At 64.3% G+C, this 14655-nt stretch carries 13 protein-coding genes; 3 read left to right on the top strand and 10 right to left on the bottom strand.

The annotated features are described in order from the left end of the window. The first annotated feature begins 297 nt into the window (after positions 1-297). Together LAQ74_RS18795 and LAQ74_RS18790 are read left to right on the top strand one after the other, a co-directional pair. The gene (locus tag LAQ74_RS18795; RefSeq protein ID WP_224337761.1) at positions 298-1680 is read left to right on the top strand and encodes a four-carbon acid sugar kinase family protein; all 1383 of its coding nucleotides are present in this window, start codon (positions 298-300) and stop codon (positions 1678-1680) included. A gap of 97 nt (positions 1681-1777) precedes the next feature. Next, on the top strand, positions 1778-3493 hold the full coding sequence (locus tag LAQ74_RS18790; RefSeq protein WP_224337759.1) for a glycoside hydrolase family 13 protein: 1716 nt from the start codon (positions 1778-1780) through the stop codon (positions 3491-3493). Between the two features lie 69 nt (positions 3494-3562). Here LAQ74_RS18790 and LAQ74_RS18785 read toward each other — a convergent pair whose 3' ends face one another. After that, a complete protein-coding gene (locus LAQ74_RS18785; RefSeq protein WP_224337757.1) occupies positions 3563-4531 on the bottom strand; it encodes a sugar phosphate isomerase/epimerase family protein in 969 nt (322 codons plus the stop codon). A 136-nt stretch (positions 4532-4667) separates the two neighbouring features. Beyond that, positions 4668-5675 carry a hypothetical protein gene (locus tag LAQ74_RS18780; RefSeq protein WP_224337755.1) on the bottom strand — a complete coding sequence of 336 codons (1008 nt, stop codon included), beginning with the start codon at positions 5673-5675 and terminating at the stop codon, positions 4668-4670. A 223-nt stretch (positions 5676-5898) separates the two neighbouring features. On the opposite strand from LAQ74_RS18780, the gene LAQ74_RS18775 reads away from it, so the two are divergent. Continuing rightward, on the top strand, positions 5899-6090 hold the full coding sequence (locus LAQ74_RS18775; RefSeq protein WP_224337753.1) for a hypothetical protein: 192 nt from the start codon (positions 5899-5901) through the stop codon (positions 6088-6090). A gap of 90 nt (positions 6091-6180) precedes the next feature. Here the strand turns inward: LAQ74_RS18775 and LAQ74_RS18770 are convergent, their stop codons facing one another. From LAQ74_RS18770 to LAQ74_RS18735, 8 genes are all read right to left on the bottom strand, one after another. Continuing rightward, the gene (locus LAQ74_RS18770; protein WP_224337751.1) at positions 6181-7323 is read right to left on the bottom strand and encodes an ABC transporter ATP-binding protein; all 1143 of its coding nucleotides are present in this window, start codon (positions 7321-7323) and stop codon (positions 6181-6183) included. Further along, positions 7320-8402 (bottom strand): ABC transporter ATP-binding protein, encoded by a 1083-nt coding sequence (locus LAQ74_RS18765; protein ID WP_224337749.1) that lies wholly within the window; start codon positions 8400-8402, stop codon positions 7320-7322. The genes LAQ74_RS18770 and LAQ74_RS18765 overlap by 4 nt, the downstream gene beginning before the upstream one ends. Positions 8403-8408: 6 nt before the next feature. Then, the gene (locus LAQ74_RS18760; protein ID WP_224337747.1) at positions 8409-9506 is read right to left on the bottom strand and encodes an ABC transporter permease; all 1098 of its coding nucleotides are present in this window, start codon (positions 9504-9506) and stop codon (positions 8409-8411) included. Positions 9507-9516: 10 nt separating this feature from the next. Further along, positions 9517-10518, bottom strand: a complete 1002-nt coding sequence (locus tag LAQ74_RS18755) for an ABC transporter permease (protein WP_224337744.1) — start codon at positions 10516-10518, stop codon at positions 9517-9519. Positions 10519-10677: 159 nt separating this feature from the next. Further along, positions 10678-12516: an ABC transporter substrate-binding protein gene (locus LAQ74_RS18750; protein ID WP_224337742.1), complete on the bottom strand. Its 1839-nt coding sequence runs from the start codon at positions 12514-12516 to the stop codon at positions 10678-10680. A 202-nt stretch (positions 12517-12718) separates the two neighbouring features. Then, positions 12719-12880 (bottom strand): hypothetical protein, encoded by a 162-nt coding sequence (locus tag LAQ74_RS18745; RefSeq protein WP_224337740.1) that lies wholly within the window; start codon positions 12878-12880, stop codon positions 12719-12721. Then, the gene (locus LAQ74_RS18740; protein WP_224337738.1) at positions 12873-14405 is read right to left on the bottom strand and encodes a sulfatase family protein; all 1533 of its coding nucleotides are present in this window, start codon (positions 14403-14405) and stop codon (positions 12873-12875) included. Before LAQ74_RS18740 ends, LAQ74_RS18745 begins: the two co-directional genes overlap by 8 nt. Next, a complete protein-coding gene (locus LAQ74_RS18735; RefSeq protein WP_224337736.1) occupies positions 14402-14611 on the bottom strand; it encodes a DUF1450 domain-containing protein in 210 nt (69 codons plus the stop codon). The genes LAQ74_RS18740 and LAQ74_RS18735 overlap by 4 nt, the downstream gene beginning before the upstream one ends. Positions 14612-14655 lie beyond the last annotated feature (44 nt).

Below are 14655 nucleotides of genomic sequence, written 5' to 3'. Positions count from 1 at the left end.
TCGGTATTGCCGTGTGCTGCGGTGGCAGTAGGCATAAGTGTTCGTGTGACGAAGACGTTCCTCGGACGGGAGACGTGTTTGGCGGCGTGCCGACTCTCCGAGTCTTTAACATCACCCGGCGAAACGAGAAGAGCGTGCACGCATCCACAACTGTACCCGGACGGCAGATCCTCCCCCCCGAGCGGACCACCGTGCGAGCGTACCGAGAGCGACGACAGCCGCGACGGAGAGTTCGATCACGTCGACCGCCGAGACCGAGGGTTCGATACTGCACACCACCACGACGGAGGGCGTGAGATGGGCGCGCCGCTGCTCGCCTTCTACGGCGACGACGTAACCGGGTCGACGGATGCGATGGACGCCCTCGCCCGTGCAGGGGTCGAGACAGTCCTCTTCCTTGATGCTCCTGAGGAGGAGACGCTTCGTCAGGAGTTTCCGAACGCCGACGCCGTCGGCATGGCCGGCACGAGCAGGTCGATGGCACCTGAGGAGATGGTGGCTGAGCTTCGTCCGGCCTTCGAGGCGCTCGCCGAACTCGGCGCGCCGCTCGTCCACTACAAGATCTGTTCGACGTTCGACTCCGCGCCCGACGTCGGGAGCATCGGCCGCGCCATCGACGTCGCCGCCGACGTCTTCGACGAGGAGTCGATCCCTGTCCTCCCGGCGGCGCCGCCGTTGGGGCGCTACGTCGTCTTCGGCAATATGTTCGCCGAGGACGACACCGACGTCTTCCGACTCGACCGTCACCCGACGATGCGCGACCACCCCGTCACCCCGATGGACGAGAGCGACCTGCGACGCCACCTCGCCGAGCAGACCGACCGGTCGATGGGCCTCGTCGACGTGCTGACGGTCCGCAAGGGGCTCGACGCGTCGGTTCGCGAGTTCGAGACGCACCGCGCCGCGGAGGACGTCGTCTTCTTCGACGCGCTGGACGAAGACGACCTCCGGACGGCCGGTGGGACCATCTGGGAGACGTGTGCGGACAACCCCTCGGACCCGTCGTTCGTCGTCGGCTCCTCGGGCGTCCAGTACGCGCTAGCGGACCATTGGCGCACGGCGAACGTCCTCGACGAAACTCCGTCGTTCGAGTCGCTTCCCCCGGTCGACCGCCTCCTCGTGATGTCGGGGAGCGCTTCGCCCCTGACGGCGCGACAGATAGACGCCGCGCTCGACGCGGGGTTCGTCGGCGTCCGACTCGACACGGCGGCGCTTGTCGACCCTGAGAAGCAGGAGGCGGCCCGCCGGCGAGCGTTCGAGGCGACGACCGAGGCACTCGACCGGGACGAGAGTGTCGTCGTCTTCGCTGCACGGGGACCAGACGACCCGGCCATCGAGGAGACCCGCCAGCGCGCGGCCGCCGTCGAGGATGCGCCGGACGACGTGGGCGAGTTCGTCGGCACCGAGCAGGGCTCGCTCCTGCGCCGCCTGCTCGACCGGACATCCCTCGACCGCGTCTGCGTCGCCGGCGGCGACACGTGCGGCCACGTGACGCCGGCGCTCGACGTGTACGCCCTGCGCACGCGCTACCCGCTCGCGCCCGGAAGCCCGCTCTGTACGGCTCGCTCGAGCGTCGCCGACCTCGACGGTCTCGAACTCGCGTTGAAGGGCGGCCAACTCGGCGACGAGAAGTACTTCGTTCGTGCGCACGCAGGCGTCGACGCTGACGACTGGGAGTGACGGCCTGCCGCCAGTGGTCACACGCGCGGTGGGCGGAGTCCGGTACACCCCCGCGAGCACAAGGAACTATGTATCGGCCGTCCGCATCGCCGTGCAGATGGACGAAACAACCCCCTGGTGGACGGAGGCGACCGTCTACCAGATATATCCGCGAAGTTTCAACGACAGCGACGGCGACGGCGTCGGCGACATCCCCGGCATTATCGAGAAAGTCGACTACCTCGACGACCTCGGCGTGGACGCCGTCTGGCTGAGTCCGGTGTACGGCTCCCCGCAGGTCGACAACGGCTACGACGTGAGCGATTACCGGGCCATCGCCGATGAGTACGGCACGATGGCCGACTGGGAGCGACTGCGCTCGGAGCTCCACGACCGGGGAATCCGGCTCATCATGGACCTCGTCATCAACCACACGTCGGTCGAACACGAGTGGTTCGTCGACGCGCGCCAGTCGGCCGATAGCGACTACCGCGAGTACTACTTCTGGCGATCGGGCGAGACGGATGATGGGAACGGCGATGGCGACGACGCCGACGACAGCTCCCGGCCGAACAACTGGCGGGCGCTCTGGGGCGGTCCGGCGTGGACCTACGACGACGTGACCGACGAGTGCTACCTCCACCTCTTCCACGACCGGCAGGCCGAACTGAACTGGGAGAACGAGGCGGTCAAAGAGGAGCTGTTCGAGGTGGCCGAGTGGTGGCTCGACAGGGGCGTCGACGGCTTCCGTCTCGACTCCATCAACCTCATCTCCAAACCGGACGGGCTCCCCGACGCCGACCCGGAGGAGGGGCTGACCGGACTCCACGAGGTCGTCAACGGTCCGCGCGTCGACGAGTACCTCCGGGCGTTCTGCCGTCGCCTCGGCGACGACGTGGTCACCATCGGCGAGATGCCTGACCTCTCCGTCGAGGAGGCCAGGCGCTACGTCGGCGACGAGGACGAGAACCTGAGCATCCTGCTCAGCTTCGAGCACGTCGAACTAGACCGCGGGACGGGCGCGCGCTGGGCGCCCCGCGACTGGGAGCTCCCCGAACTGAAGCGCGTCGTCGAGCGGTGGCAGGAGGGGCTGACTGACGGCGGCTGGCAGGGGCTCTACTTCAACAACCACGACCAGCCCCGGGCGGTCTCCCGCCTCGGCGACGAGGAGCACCGCCGCGCGTCGGCGACGGCGCTGGCGACGCTGCTCTTTACGCTCCGCGGGACGCCGCTGCTCTTTCAGGGCGAGGAACTCGGGATGACCAACCCACGGTTCGAGCGCTTCGGGGAGATTCGCGACGTGGCGACGCGACTGAGCGTCGAACACGCCGTCGAGGAGGGCAACGTCTCGGGGTTCGACGAGGTGAGTGAGCTGATAAACGACCGGACGCGGGACAACGCCCGGACGCCGATGCAGTGGAGCGCAGCGGCGAACGCCGGCTTCACCGACGGCGAGCCGTGGATCAAGCTCAACGACGACTACGAGCGGGTCAACGCCGAACGCGAACGAAACGACCCGAACTCCGTCTGGCAGAACTACCGTCGGCTGATCGAACTCCGCGACGAGCACCCGGTGCTCGTCTATGGCGAGTTCGACCTCCTCTTACCCGAACATCCGGAACTGTTCAGCTACACGCGGACGCTCGACGACGAGCGGGTGCTCGTCGTGCTGAACTTCTCGAGCGAGACGTCGACTTTCGAACTCCCCGACGCCATCGCCTTCGACGCCGTCGAGACACTCTACCACAACGGGTCGCGCTCGGACCCGCGTTCGCTCGTTGAGGCCGACGCGACGCTTCGACCGTGGGAGGCCGGCGTCTATCGGCTCTCGTAAGTGTCCCCGTCATCACATCCCGGCGACTCGCCCGCCGCTCTTCGGGCGCTTTCGCCCATACGAACCGAGTTACTCCGCCCAGTAGGCTTCGCCGGGCGTCGTCTCGAACGTCGCGCGCTGGAGCAGGTCGACGGCTTTCTCGAGTCCCTCACGCGAGGAGGTGAGCGAGTCCTCGTGTTCGATGGAGAGCGCGCCGTCGTAGCCGACCATCCGAAGCGTCGAGACGATATCCTTCCAGTGTTCTTCGCCATGACCGTAGCCGACACTTCGGAAAAGCCACGAGCGGTCCGCCTCCGCCGTGTAGGGGTCGGTGTCGAGGACGCCCTTGAGGCGGGCGTTGTGCTCGTACACTCTCGTGTCCTTTGCGTGGAAGTGATGGATGGCGTCGCGTTCGCCGAGGTAGCGGATGGCCTCTGTGGCGTCGATACCCTGCCAGTAGAGGTGCGAGGGGTCGAGGTTCGCGCCGACGTACTCGTTGGTCGCCTCGCGTAAGCGTAGCATCCCCGTCGGTTCGTAGACGAGCATGTTCGGGTGCATCTCGATGGCGACGTCCACCTCGTGGGCGGCAGCGTGCTCGGCGAGGTCCGCCCAGTAGTCGACGGCCACCTCCCACTGGTACTCGTGGGCGTCGGCGTGCTCGGTCGGCCACGGCGCGGTGATCCAGTTCGGCACCTCGTCGTTCGGCCCGCCCGCCGGCAGTCCCGAGAAACAGGTAACCGCGTCGATATCGAGTTGGGCCGCGAGCCGAATGGTCTCGCGGAGGTCCGTGTCGGCTGTCTCTGCCGTCTCCTCGTCGGGATGCAGTAGGTTGTCGTGACACGCGAGCGCGCTCACTCGGAGGTCGAACTCGTCGAGCGTCTCGCGGAACGCGGCCTGTTCGTCCTCGTCGTCGAGGTGCGCCTCGCGGTCGAGGTGTTCGCCGCCGTGGAGACCGCCGCAGCCGATCTCGACCGCGTCAACGCCGAGTCCGGCGAGGTACTCGGCGGCGTCTTCGAATGGCTGGTCGACTAGAGGCGCTGTGAGCACTCCTACGTCCATACACGTGACTCTCACGCGGAGGTGATAAATCTCTGTGTCGGTGCTCCCGAGGCGGAGCGCGTTCGACGGGGGCCGATGAGGAGCCGACGAGGATCGAAGGGAGTCGACGGGGGTCGACGTCTGGGTTACCGTCCGTTCAGTACGACGCACCCGGGAGTGCGTCGACGTACGTCTCCCAGACCCGGTCGGGGTTCTCCGAGGCGATAGAGGAGATGGAGCGACAGCCGTCGTAGCCCCACATGAAGGTGCTGTCGACGCCTCCCTCGGCCGCCTCGCGGGTCACCTTCCGGATGTTCTCGTAGGTCGACGGCTCGTCGGACAGTCCGAACCCTTGGACCCAGATCTGACTTCGGAGGTCGTACGCCGACGCGAGGTCGGTGACGCGCTCGACGGCCTCGCGGACGAAGCCGTCGACGTCGTCGCCGGCGAACAGCCCCCAGTAGGGGTCCGTCGAGATGAGGTCGATGTACTCGTCTTCCGCGAGGCGCTCCCAGTTGGCGATGCCGTGGTCGGCGTCGGACTCCGGAACGAGACAGACCGCGTTCTCGACGCCGTGGTCGTGGGCGATGGCCATCTGCTCGTTGAGGAACTCTAATAGCGAGTCCTCGCGGAACCGACGAACTGTCTCGTCCTCCGTCACCGGCATCGGCGCGTCGTGCCGCTCGCGGTACCGCCGTTTGCAGTGCTCGCACCGGCAGACCCACGCATCGTCCGGTTCGTCGTCGTCGAACCAGTCGGGGAGGATCCAGTGGGGCTCGTCCCAGAACAGCATGTCGGGGTCGAGTTCGACGGCCGACCGCGTCCACTCACGCATGAACTCGCGGAACGTCGGACTGTTGAAACAGGCGGCGTGCTCGCGGCTCCCGGTGGTGAGTTGCTGTCTCTCCCCGGGATTCTTTCCGAGAAACTGCGAGAGGGCCTCGCCGCCGAAAACCTTCCCGACGCCCCAGGGGTTCACGTACGTCGTGAATCCCCGATCGTTGCTCGCGGCGACGATGTCGGCCATCGTCCCCTCGTAGAACTTCTGGTCGCGCTCGCTGTACGTGTGCAGTATCGCGTTTAGTCCCTCGTCGGCGAATCTGTCGAGGTCGGCCTCGACGTGCCGGAGGTCGCGGACTCCGAAGTAACTAGCTCCTTGCTCCATGCATCGTTGTCAAATCACCGGCGCAAGTATCTGTCGGAAGATGTCACGTTCACCGGTTACTATCGGTTCCAATATTCCGAATTAATCCCACGGTTCCAGACCGATACCGGAGACCCGAATCGAGTTCGGAGCGCCGACGCCCGGCGGTCGCAAGTCCCGGTGCACACCGACCGATGGGTTTCACGGGCGGTACGCTCTTTACGGTTGACGAACGATGCCACCCATGCGCGAATTCTTCCGCATCGTCTTCGGCGTCAACATCGTTCTCCTCGTGCTGCTCGGCATTTCGTTCACGGTGGTTAGACCCGGGACGGGTGCATTCGTCGTCGCTGTTCTGAGTCTCGGCGTCATTGCGGTCACACTAGCAATCGTGGGAACCCTCCTCTACACCGACTGGGAGGGTCTCAACTGGTGATGGCGGTACTGGTTACGATGCTGGTCGACCCATGTGGATGGGCACGATAGACGGAGACGGGAAGGGGCAGACGCGCTCGCCGTCTACGGCCTATTTCCCCTCGACGGACGCCGTACTCTCGCTGGTGAAACCTCCTTCCGAGTCGTCGTCGCTCAGTTCGCGACTGGACCAGTACTCGTGCTCCCCTTCGGGGAACTGCCGGAAACACGACGCCACGTGCGACGCCGAGTCATCCGAGCGCGAGACCAGTTCCGGCTCCTCGGTGGTGCAGGCCTCGCGCGCCTCCGGACACCGGGTATGGAACCGACAGCCGCTCGGCGGGTTCTTCGGGTCGGGGATGTCCACCTTCCGGACGGGTGGCGTCCCCGCCTGCGCTTTGTCCGGGTCGAGGTCGGCCGTCGCCCATCTGAGTACCTTCGTGTACGGGTGACGGGGGTTCTGCAGGATCTCCTCGGCCGGCCCGATCTCGACGATCCGACCCAGATACATCACCGCGATCCTCCCGCCGGCCTTCTGGGCGAGATACCTGGCGTTCGAGAGATTGTGCGAGACGAAGATGAACGACGTGTTGAACTCCTCTTGTAGGTCGAGCAGGAGATCCATCGTCTCCACCCGCAGCGAGACGTCCAGCGCCGACACCGCCTCGTCAGCGAGGATGACGTCGGGGTTCATCAGCAACGCACGCACCAGCGCGGTCCGCTGTTTCTCGCCGCCGGAGAGCTGGTGGGGGTAGCGGTTGGCGTAGTCGTCAGGCGGGGACATCCCGACATGCTCCAGCATCCCGAGCACGCGCGCCCGGCGGTCTTTCTCGCTGAGACCGGACTGCCACCGCTTCAGCGGCGCCTGCAGACTGTGCATGATGGTCTTGTTCGGATTGAGTGAACTCCCCGGGTCTTGATGGATGATCTGCATCGAGCGCCGGATCTCCTTGTGGGGTATCTCCACATCACCCTCGCCGTCCTTTGCCTTCCAGATGTCCTGTCCGCGGTACTTGACGCTCCCGCCAGTGGCCCGCTGGAGACCGATGGCGGTCTTGCCGAGCGTCGTCTTCCCACACCCTGACTCGCCGACGAGTGCGACCACGTCGTTCTCCTCGATGTCGATGGAGACGCCGTCGACGGCCTTCACCCGTTGTCCGCCGGACTTCCCGAGTATCCGGTCGAGGAGCCCCTGCTGGTTCTGGAAATGGACTTCGACGTCCTCCAGACGGAGCAGCGGTTCGTCGACGCTCATTCCGACACCTCCGCGTCGTCGATGGCGGATCCACTGACGGAGTACGGAATCGCCTCGGCGGACTGTTCCCAGTGGTGGCAGTGCACGACGTGCTCATCCTCGACGTCGTAGGGGCCTGGGTCGTTCTCGACGCACTCGTCGTCGGCGAGCGGACAGCGGGGGTGGTACGAACAGCCCGCCGGCACGTTCACGGGGTCCGGCGCCGACCCCTCGATTGGCCGCATCCGGTCGAGGGGGGCGTCGAGGTTCGGTACCGCCTTCAGGAGCGCCCGGGTGTACGGGTGAGCCGCGTCCCGGATGAGTTCCTCGCTGGGGCCGACCTCCGCGATCTCGAAGGCGTACATGACAGCGAGGCGGTCGGCGAGCCCCGCGACGAGCGGAAGGTCGTGAGTGATGAAAATAACCGTCAGGTCATACTTCTCCTGCAGGTTCTCGAGCAGGGTGAGTATCGAGCGCTGCATCAGCAGATCCAGCGCCGCCGTCGGCTCGTCCATCACCAGCACTTTCGGCTCTAGCACGAGCGAGAGCGCGATGAGCGCGCGCTGGCTCATCCCACCGGAGAGCTCGTGGGGATAGCTGTCGAGCACTCGTTCGGGGTCAAGATAGAGGTCCGCCAACAGTTCGCGGGCGTGTTCGATTCCCTCCTCGCGGTCCGTCTGGTGGGCGTCCAGCGTCTCCTCGAAGTGCTTCCGGATCGTCATTGTCGGGTTAAACGAACTCATCGCTCCCTGAAACACCATAGAGATCTCCTCCCAGCGCAGCCGTTTCAGCTCGGTTGGATTCAGGTCAAGGAGGTCGATTCGCTCCCCGGGCTCGGGGTAGTACTGTATATCACCGGTGAGCTGACCCGGGCGGACGACTGCGTCAAGCAGCGCGGAGGCGAACATCGACTTCCCGGAACCGGACTCCCCGACGACGCCGAGAATCTCGTCGCGGTAGATATCCATGGAGACGGAGTCCAGTACGCGCGACTCTCCGCGGTCCATGTCGAAGCTGACGGTGGCGTCCCGTATCTCTAAGATCACGTCTCTGTTGGTCGGTTCGGCTATCGTCTCAGTCTGTTGGTTGGATATCGTCATTGGATTTCAGTTGGTCGGCACAGTTTCCATTGGGCTATTCTGTTCTTCCTCCTCGTCGTTGCCCTTGGCGTGCTTCATGTGACGAGCTCGCACTCGTGGGTTGAAGATTCGATCGAGCCCCTGCGAGAACAGGATTAGCCCCACCGAGAGCACGGTGATGGTGAGCATCGGCAGGAACAGCCAATGCGCGGACTCCCACGTGTAGAGTGCACCAGAGGTCGTGTAAGCGAGGTTCATCATCACGCCCCAGTTGAACGTCGTGAACGGGAGGATGCCGAGGTAGTAGAGACCGACCGACTCGAAGATGATCCCCCGGGCGGCAGTGACGAAGTGGATGGAGACGTACGACATCAGGTCGGGGATGATATCGTCGACGAGGATCCGCGGCGTCGACAGCCCCATCGCGCGGGACGCTTCCACGAAGTCCCGTTCGCGGACGCTCAAAACCTGCGAGCGAACCGCGCGGCAAAGCCCCGCCCAGTTGTTGATGCCGAGTATCAGCCCGATAACGTACGGGTTTTCGGGCTGGAGTGCGGCGGCAATGATGATGACCAGCGGGAGGCCCGGAATCGTCATCGTGATGTCGGCCATCGTCATGATGCTCCGGTCAGTAAAGCCGCCCTTGTACCCAGCGAGCGTCCCGAGTATCGTCGCGACGACTGTCGAGAAGACGGCGCCGGCGATGATCATCTTCAGCATCGCCGGCGTCGCGTGGACGAGCTGTGACCAGAGCCCTTTCCCGAGTGCGTCGGTCCCGAGCGGCAGGTAGATGACGGGGTCGATGGGGAGTCCGACGCCCAGCACCGATATCGTCTCGAACGACAGCCAGTTGTCGTGGAACGGCTGGAGGTACCGCTGGTCCATCCCGGACGTCGGAACCGGGTTGACGAGGACGCCGACGGTCCCCATCAGGACGTAGAGGAAGATGATCAGGAAGCCGACTCTCGCCCGCCAGTCCGCCCAGAGTATCTTGAACGGTGCGACAACGAGGCTGTCTACGGTGTAGCGGAGCTTCTCGCGGCGCGAGATGTCCGCATCGGCCACCGTTCTGAAGGGGAGTTCGTCCGCCGCCATACGTTCGCCGTCCGTCTGTTGTGATGCCATCGTTGGGTCCTCAGTACGACTCCCGGCTCCCTTCGCCGGCCGCTCGTGGGTCGATCTTGCTGTACGTGAGGTCGGCTATCAGTACGCCGACGATCACGGCTGTCGAGATCATGATGAGCCCGCCCATCATGACCGGATAATCGCGCGCGACGGTCCCCTCGAAGAGGTAGTAGCCGACGCCCGGATACGCGAATATCTCCTCGAGAATCACGGAGCCGCCGAGCATAAACGCGATCGCGAGCAGAATACCGGTGTACATCGGAAGCATCGCATTGCGAGCGACGTATCGAATCGCGATTCGACGACGGGGGAGCCCCCGGAGGCGCGCGACGCGAATGTAGTCCTCCCCGAGAACGCTGATGCTGTTTCCGCGCATCGATAGCGCCACCCCGCCCCACCCGACGAGCGTCGTCGAGAGCAGCGGCAGCGTCGCGTGGTAGAGCACGCTCTTGATGTAGGGCCACTTGAACCCCGGGACGAGGTCTTGGTTGACCTGCCCGCCCGTGGGGAAGTACTGGAGTCGGTACGCGAAAACGTACAGGAGCCCGATAGCGAGGATGTAGTACGGGATTCCCCCCGCGATCGTCGAGAACAGGGTGACACCCGTGTCGAACTTGCTCCCCTCGGTGTACGCCATGAATCCGCCGACGATAATACCGATGACGGTCGTCATGAAGGTGCCAATGGCGGCGAGGAACACCGTCCACGGGAGCGCCTGAGCGAGGATATCGAACACCTGGCCGTCGAGGAAGTACGCCTCCCCAAAGTCGCCCTGGAGAACGGAGACGATATAGTCGAGATACTGCATCCACAGCGGCTGATCCGGATTGAAGCTGACGTAGTTGTTGACGTAGTTACCGATCTGCGAGTCCGGGATTCCTTGGTCCTGAAGCTGGACGACGAGGTAATCGATCGGCCCACCGGGGAGAAACCGGATGAGCACGAACGACAGCGTTACCACCGCCCAGAGTGTAAAGATCGCTTGGCCGACTCTTTTGGCGAGCCATCGCATACCAAAGTTGTTCTGTAGGAAGGGGTTTAAACTCTGCGGTGAGTGTAATCCTGAGCGAGTGATACGAAGTGGCTCGAGGACCTACGTATCGGGCGCGAGCGCCGCTGCTACTCTCGGTGCAGCGGATTCGGAAAAAAGAGAAATCCGAGCCCGACGTCCCTACTCGGTCTTCGCCTTGAACTGGCCGGTCTTGAGGATGTAATGCAGCGGCGTGTAGAACTGACGCTGCATGATATCACTGTCGAGCGAGGGGTACTCCCACTCGTCGTTCGTGAACCACGTCTGCGTCCGGCTCTCGTACACCTGGAACTTCGGCATCGCGTAGCTGTGGGCCCACGCGAGCTCTCTGACGATCTGCTGGAGCTCTTCACCCTCGTATCTGGTGAGGTTGACGATGGTCTCGTCGAGGTTGAGCGTGAGCGCGTTCTCGTCGCCGTCGGGTTCGCCGACCGGCGGGAGGGAGATCTCGTTAGGCATTCCCACGTTCTCGCGGTCCTCGAGGAACGTGGTATTGTACCATGCGTACGGTTGCGGGAAATCAGCGCCCCACGAGCCGGTCGCGATACGGAAGTCGCCCTGCTCCCAGACGTTGGACTCGAAGGACGTCGCCTCCATCGTCTTGAGCTGTGCCGAGATGCCGAACTGCTTGAGCTGACTGGTGAGCGTCTCGAGGGCGATCAGATCCGACCCGCCGGTGGTCCCGCTCTTGATCTCCGGGCCGAACTCCTCGCCGTCCGGGCGGTACCACTGGTCGTCCTCCTTCGTGAACCCGGCGTCCTCCAGCAGTTGCGTGGCCTGCTCGTGGCTCTTGTCGTACTTCTGGAACGGCTCTTTGCCCTCGAGGTGGTCCCACATCCGACTCGGCGACATGCCGGTCTGGTAGCTGACGGGCTCGTGGGTCTCCTCACCGGCGTTGGCCGCGACGGTCTTCTGGTCGATGACGTAGGCGATGGCCTTTCGGACGCGCGGGTCGCCCACCACGTCGTCGTCCCACTTGAACGTCAGCGCCAGTCCCCCCAGCGACGGGTACGTCGTGTTCTCGACGTGGTCGGGGAAACCGGAGCTGACGTCCGACGGCACGTTCAACCGGAGGTGGCCGTCGAGCGGGCCGTTGGAGAGCGATTGGTAGATCTTCTGTTCACTCCCGAAGTACTGAAAGACCGTCCGCGGGAAGTTGATCTCTTCGCCCACTGGGTGTCCCTCGTTCCGGACTGTAATGAGCTCCTCCCGTGAGGCCTCCTTCACCGCGAACGGCCCGTACGACTCCATCTCCTCGCTGCTTATACTGTGTTCGGAGAGCTCTGATGCGATCTCGTCGATCTCATCGTCACCCTCGGCGTCCTCGAACCGCTTGAGCCAGTCCTGGTACTCCTCCATCCCGTGCGAGAGCACGTTCGTCATCAGGCTGAACAGGATGTAGTCCTTGTTCTCGTGGCCGCCTTTGAGCTGGAAGCGGACGGTGTAGTCGTCGACCGCCTCGATCTCGTCGAGGTACTCCGAGGAGGAGAAGCCCATGTACTGCTCCAACATGAAGTGTACGCGGACGTCTTCGGCGGTTACCGGCCTCGTGGTCTCCTCACCGTCGTGCCACTGGTAGTTCTGGTTGAGGTTCAACTCCATCGTCTGGTTCTCCGTGTCGATAGACCAGTCTTCGGCGAGGAGGCCGACGAACTCGGTCTCGACGGGGTCGTACACTCCGAAGGGGTCCATGACGTGGGCCTGTACCATCCACTTGTAACTCGCGAAGTTGAACTCGTTCCACTGCACGTCGTCCGCCGGTTCGCCGAGCGAGTCGAGTGTGAGGTCGGAGTCGAGAGCCCCGCTGTCCGAACCGTCGTCGCCGTTGTCGTCGCCTGTTCCGGTCCCCGCTTGGTCGTCGGTGTCGCGCTGACAGCCGGCGAGTCCGGCGAGCGCGCCGACTCCAGCTGTTTTGAGTACTTTACGCCGGGACGCCCATCCTTCGGTAAACTGTCGCCTCTGTTGGCTCTGGCGTGTCATTCTCTATCACCGTAGATGCAGTACCTAAAAAGTGTTTTGACTATTCACTTCAATATAACGAAAATCAAGGAATTATATGTATGTATTATGAAACAATACACCAGATCCGGAGATGTCTGCTTTCGTGAATGGGCACTCTCTCCCGCTGCGCCACCCGCGAGGTGATGCCTCCCATCGGTAGCCGAAGGCACCATTCCCGACGCTACGGAGCCCTGTGGTGCGTTGCTTCCGCGTACGGCGCGGTGGTGTCGCCGCCGACCGTTCCCGCGCCGACAGCCGACTTCCCGCCTCCCGTGGCGGCGATACCTCCCGGCGTCGCACCGAGTACAACGATGTCGAATCGGAACCCCTCGATGTCACTCACTCTCCGCCGCGGAGAGCGCCAGTCGGTCGTACTGGTGGGCCGGCGCGTCGAGTTCGTTGAGCGCCGTGACCAGCAGGTCCCGCATCCGGTCCGACTCCACGTCGTCGTCGGCGACGTTCTCCTCCTGCCAGGGGTCGCTCCGGGTGTCGAAGAGCAGCGGGGCGTCGTGTCGGCTGTAGGAGGGCGCCGCGTAGCGCCAGACCGGCGCGTCTGCGTACGGGAGGAACTCGCCGGATTCGGCGTCCGGCTGGGGCTTCGGCGGCGTGAACCACGAGTGCGGGTTCATCATCTGCGTTGAGTGACAGTAGCTGTCGACGTCATCGTCGCAGGGATGGAGGTACGTGAACTCGCCGTCAGTGATGTTGACGCTCGACCCCCAGTAGCCGTAGAGCGCCCACTCGCGAACCGCGTCGACGTCGCCGTCGAGCAGCGGCAGGAGGCTCCGACTGTGCGGACCGGCCGCCTCCTCGGCGCCGAACGCGTCGAGCAGCGTCGCGTTGAGGTCGACCGCCGCGGTGAGCGCGTCGACGCGCTCGCCGGTCCGCTTGGCGTCGGGGTGCCAAACGAACAGCGGTGTGTGCGCCAGCACGTCGTACAGCGGCGCCTCGAAAGGTTTGCCGACCCAGCTGTGTTCGCCGAGGTAGAAGCCGTGGTCGGCGGTGACGACCACCATCGTCTCGTCCCAGAGCGCCAGCTCGTCGAGCGCGTCGAGGACACGGCCGAACCACCGGTCGACCATCGTCAGCTTGCCGGCGAACTGCGACCGGACGAAGTCGAGTTCGCGCTCGCTCAGTTCGCTCTCGCCGCGGTCGGTCCGGCCATACGGTGGCCAGAACGTGAGGTCAGGGTCCCGAGGGTCCTCGTCGGTGTACACCGAGGCGTACGGTTCCGGCAGGTGGAACGGCTCGTGAACGTCGAAGCTGTCGACGTAGCAGAACCACTCGTCCCACTCGTCGTTACGGCGGAGCCAGTCGGCCGTCTCGGCGAACACCTTCGGTCCGAAGAACTCTGCCTCGTCCTCGAAGCCGTCGACGTTCCGGGAGTACTGCGCCGGGTTGAGGTAGCCGTAGCCGAGGGGGTCGTCCGGGGCGGCGAAGCCCAACTGCTCGTGGACGTACGACGAGGGCTCCCGCGGCGCCGTCTTCCACGCGTCGTACTCGTGGCCGCGAATGAACTCGAACCCGTTGAAATCCTCGTAGTACCCCCCGCTGCCGTGCTGAAAGTGGTGGTAGTGGTCGGTGACGAGTTTCGTGACGACCTCTCGCTCTCTGAGCGCTCTCGGGACGGTGGTATCGAACGGCTCGATGGGGCCCCACGGGCGCCAGAGGAACTCCTGCGTCCCCGTGAGCCACTCTCGACGGGCGGGCATGCAGGGGAGGCTCCCCGCGTAGTGGGAGTCGAAGACGGCCGCTCGCTCGGCGAAGCGGTCGAGGTTCTCGGTCTCGACGTCGAGGTCGACGCTCGGCTCATAGACATCGAGGAAGTGACGACAGAGGCTGTCGATAGAGACGAACAGCAGTTTCATTCAGACTCCTCCCGGAGCGCGGCGACGAGCGCGGCGTGGCTCTCACCGCGTCTGGGCTCACCGTCGACGACCAGAAACGGATCCGTGTAGCAGGTGCCACATCGCCGTAAGCAGCACTTTTCGACGACCGTCGCGTCCAGCGCTGCGAACGACGCTCTCGCGTCGGCTTCGACGTTGGTGCGGCAGTACTCGATGTATCGAGTCATGTGCCATCGCTTTACGCCCGTGGAAAATTAATGTATGCGTCACC

Origin of the sequence: Haloprofundus halobius (assembly GCF_020097835.1) — an archaeon.
Lineage (GTDB): Archaea > Halobacteriota > Halobacteria > Halobacteriales > Haloferacaceae > Haloprofundus > Haloprofundus halobius.
The sequence above is the reverse complement of the archived record's forward strand: the minus strand, read 5'-3'. Positions and strand labels throughout refer to the sequence as shown.

Excerpts from the sequence above, each read along its gene's own strand:
- LAQ74_RS18790 (WP_224337759.1), top strand. The coding sequence starts at position 1,778 with ATGGACGAAACAACCCCCTGGTGGACGGAGGCGACCGTCTACCAGATA.
- LAQ74_RS18735 (WP_224337736.1), bottom strand. The coding sequence starts at position 14,611 with ATGACTCGATACATCGAGTACTGCCGCACCAACGTCGAAGCCGACGCG.
- LAQ74_RS18795 (WP_224337761.1), top strand. The coding sequence starts at position 298 with ATGGGCGCGCCGCTGCTCGCCTTCTACGGCGACGACGTAACCGGGTCG.
- LAQ74_RS18770 (WP_224337751.1), bottom strand. The coding sequence starts at position 7,323 with ATGAGCGTCGACGAACCGCTGCTCCGTCTGGAGGACGTCGAAGTCCAT.
- LAQ74_RS18780 (WP_224337755.1), bottom strand. The coding sequence starts at position 5,675 with ATGGAGCAAGGAGCTAGTTACTTCGGAGTCCGCGACCTCCGGCACGTC.
- LAQ74_RS18760 (WP_224337747.1), bottom strand. The coding sequence starts at position 9,506 with ATGGCATCACAACAGACGGACGGCGAACGTATGGCGGCGGACGAACTC.
- LAQ74_RS18740 (WP_224337738.1), bottom strand. The coding sequence starts at position 14,405 with ATGAAACTGCTGTTCGTCTCTATCGACAGCCTCTGTCGTCACTTCCTC.
- LAQ74_RS18755 (WP_224337744.1), bottom strand. The coding sequence starts at position 10,518 with ATGCGATGGCTCGCCAAAAGAGTCGGCCAAGCGATCTTTACACTCTGG.
- LAQ74_RS18750 (WP_224337742.1), bottom strand. The coding sequence starts at position 12,516 with ATGACACGCCAGAGCCAACAGAGGCGACAGTTTACCGAAGGATGGGCG.
- LAQ74_RS18765 (WP_224337749.1), bottom strand. The coding sequence starts at position 8,402 with ATGACGATATCCAACCAACAGACTGAGACGATAGCCGAACCGACCAAC.
- LAQ74_RS18785 (WP_224337757.1), bottom strand. The coding sequence starts at position 4,531 with ATGGACGTAGGAGTGCTCACAGCGCCTCTAGTCGACCAGCCATTCGAA.
- LAQ74_RS18775 (WP_224337753.1), top strand. The coding sequence starts at position 5,899 with ATGCGCGAATTCTTCCGCATCGTCTTCGGCGTCAACATCGTTCTCCTC.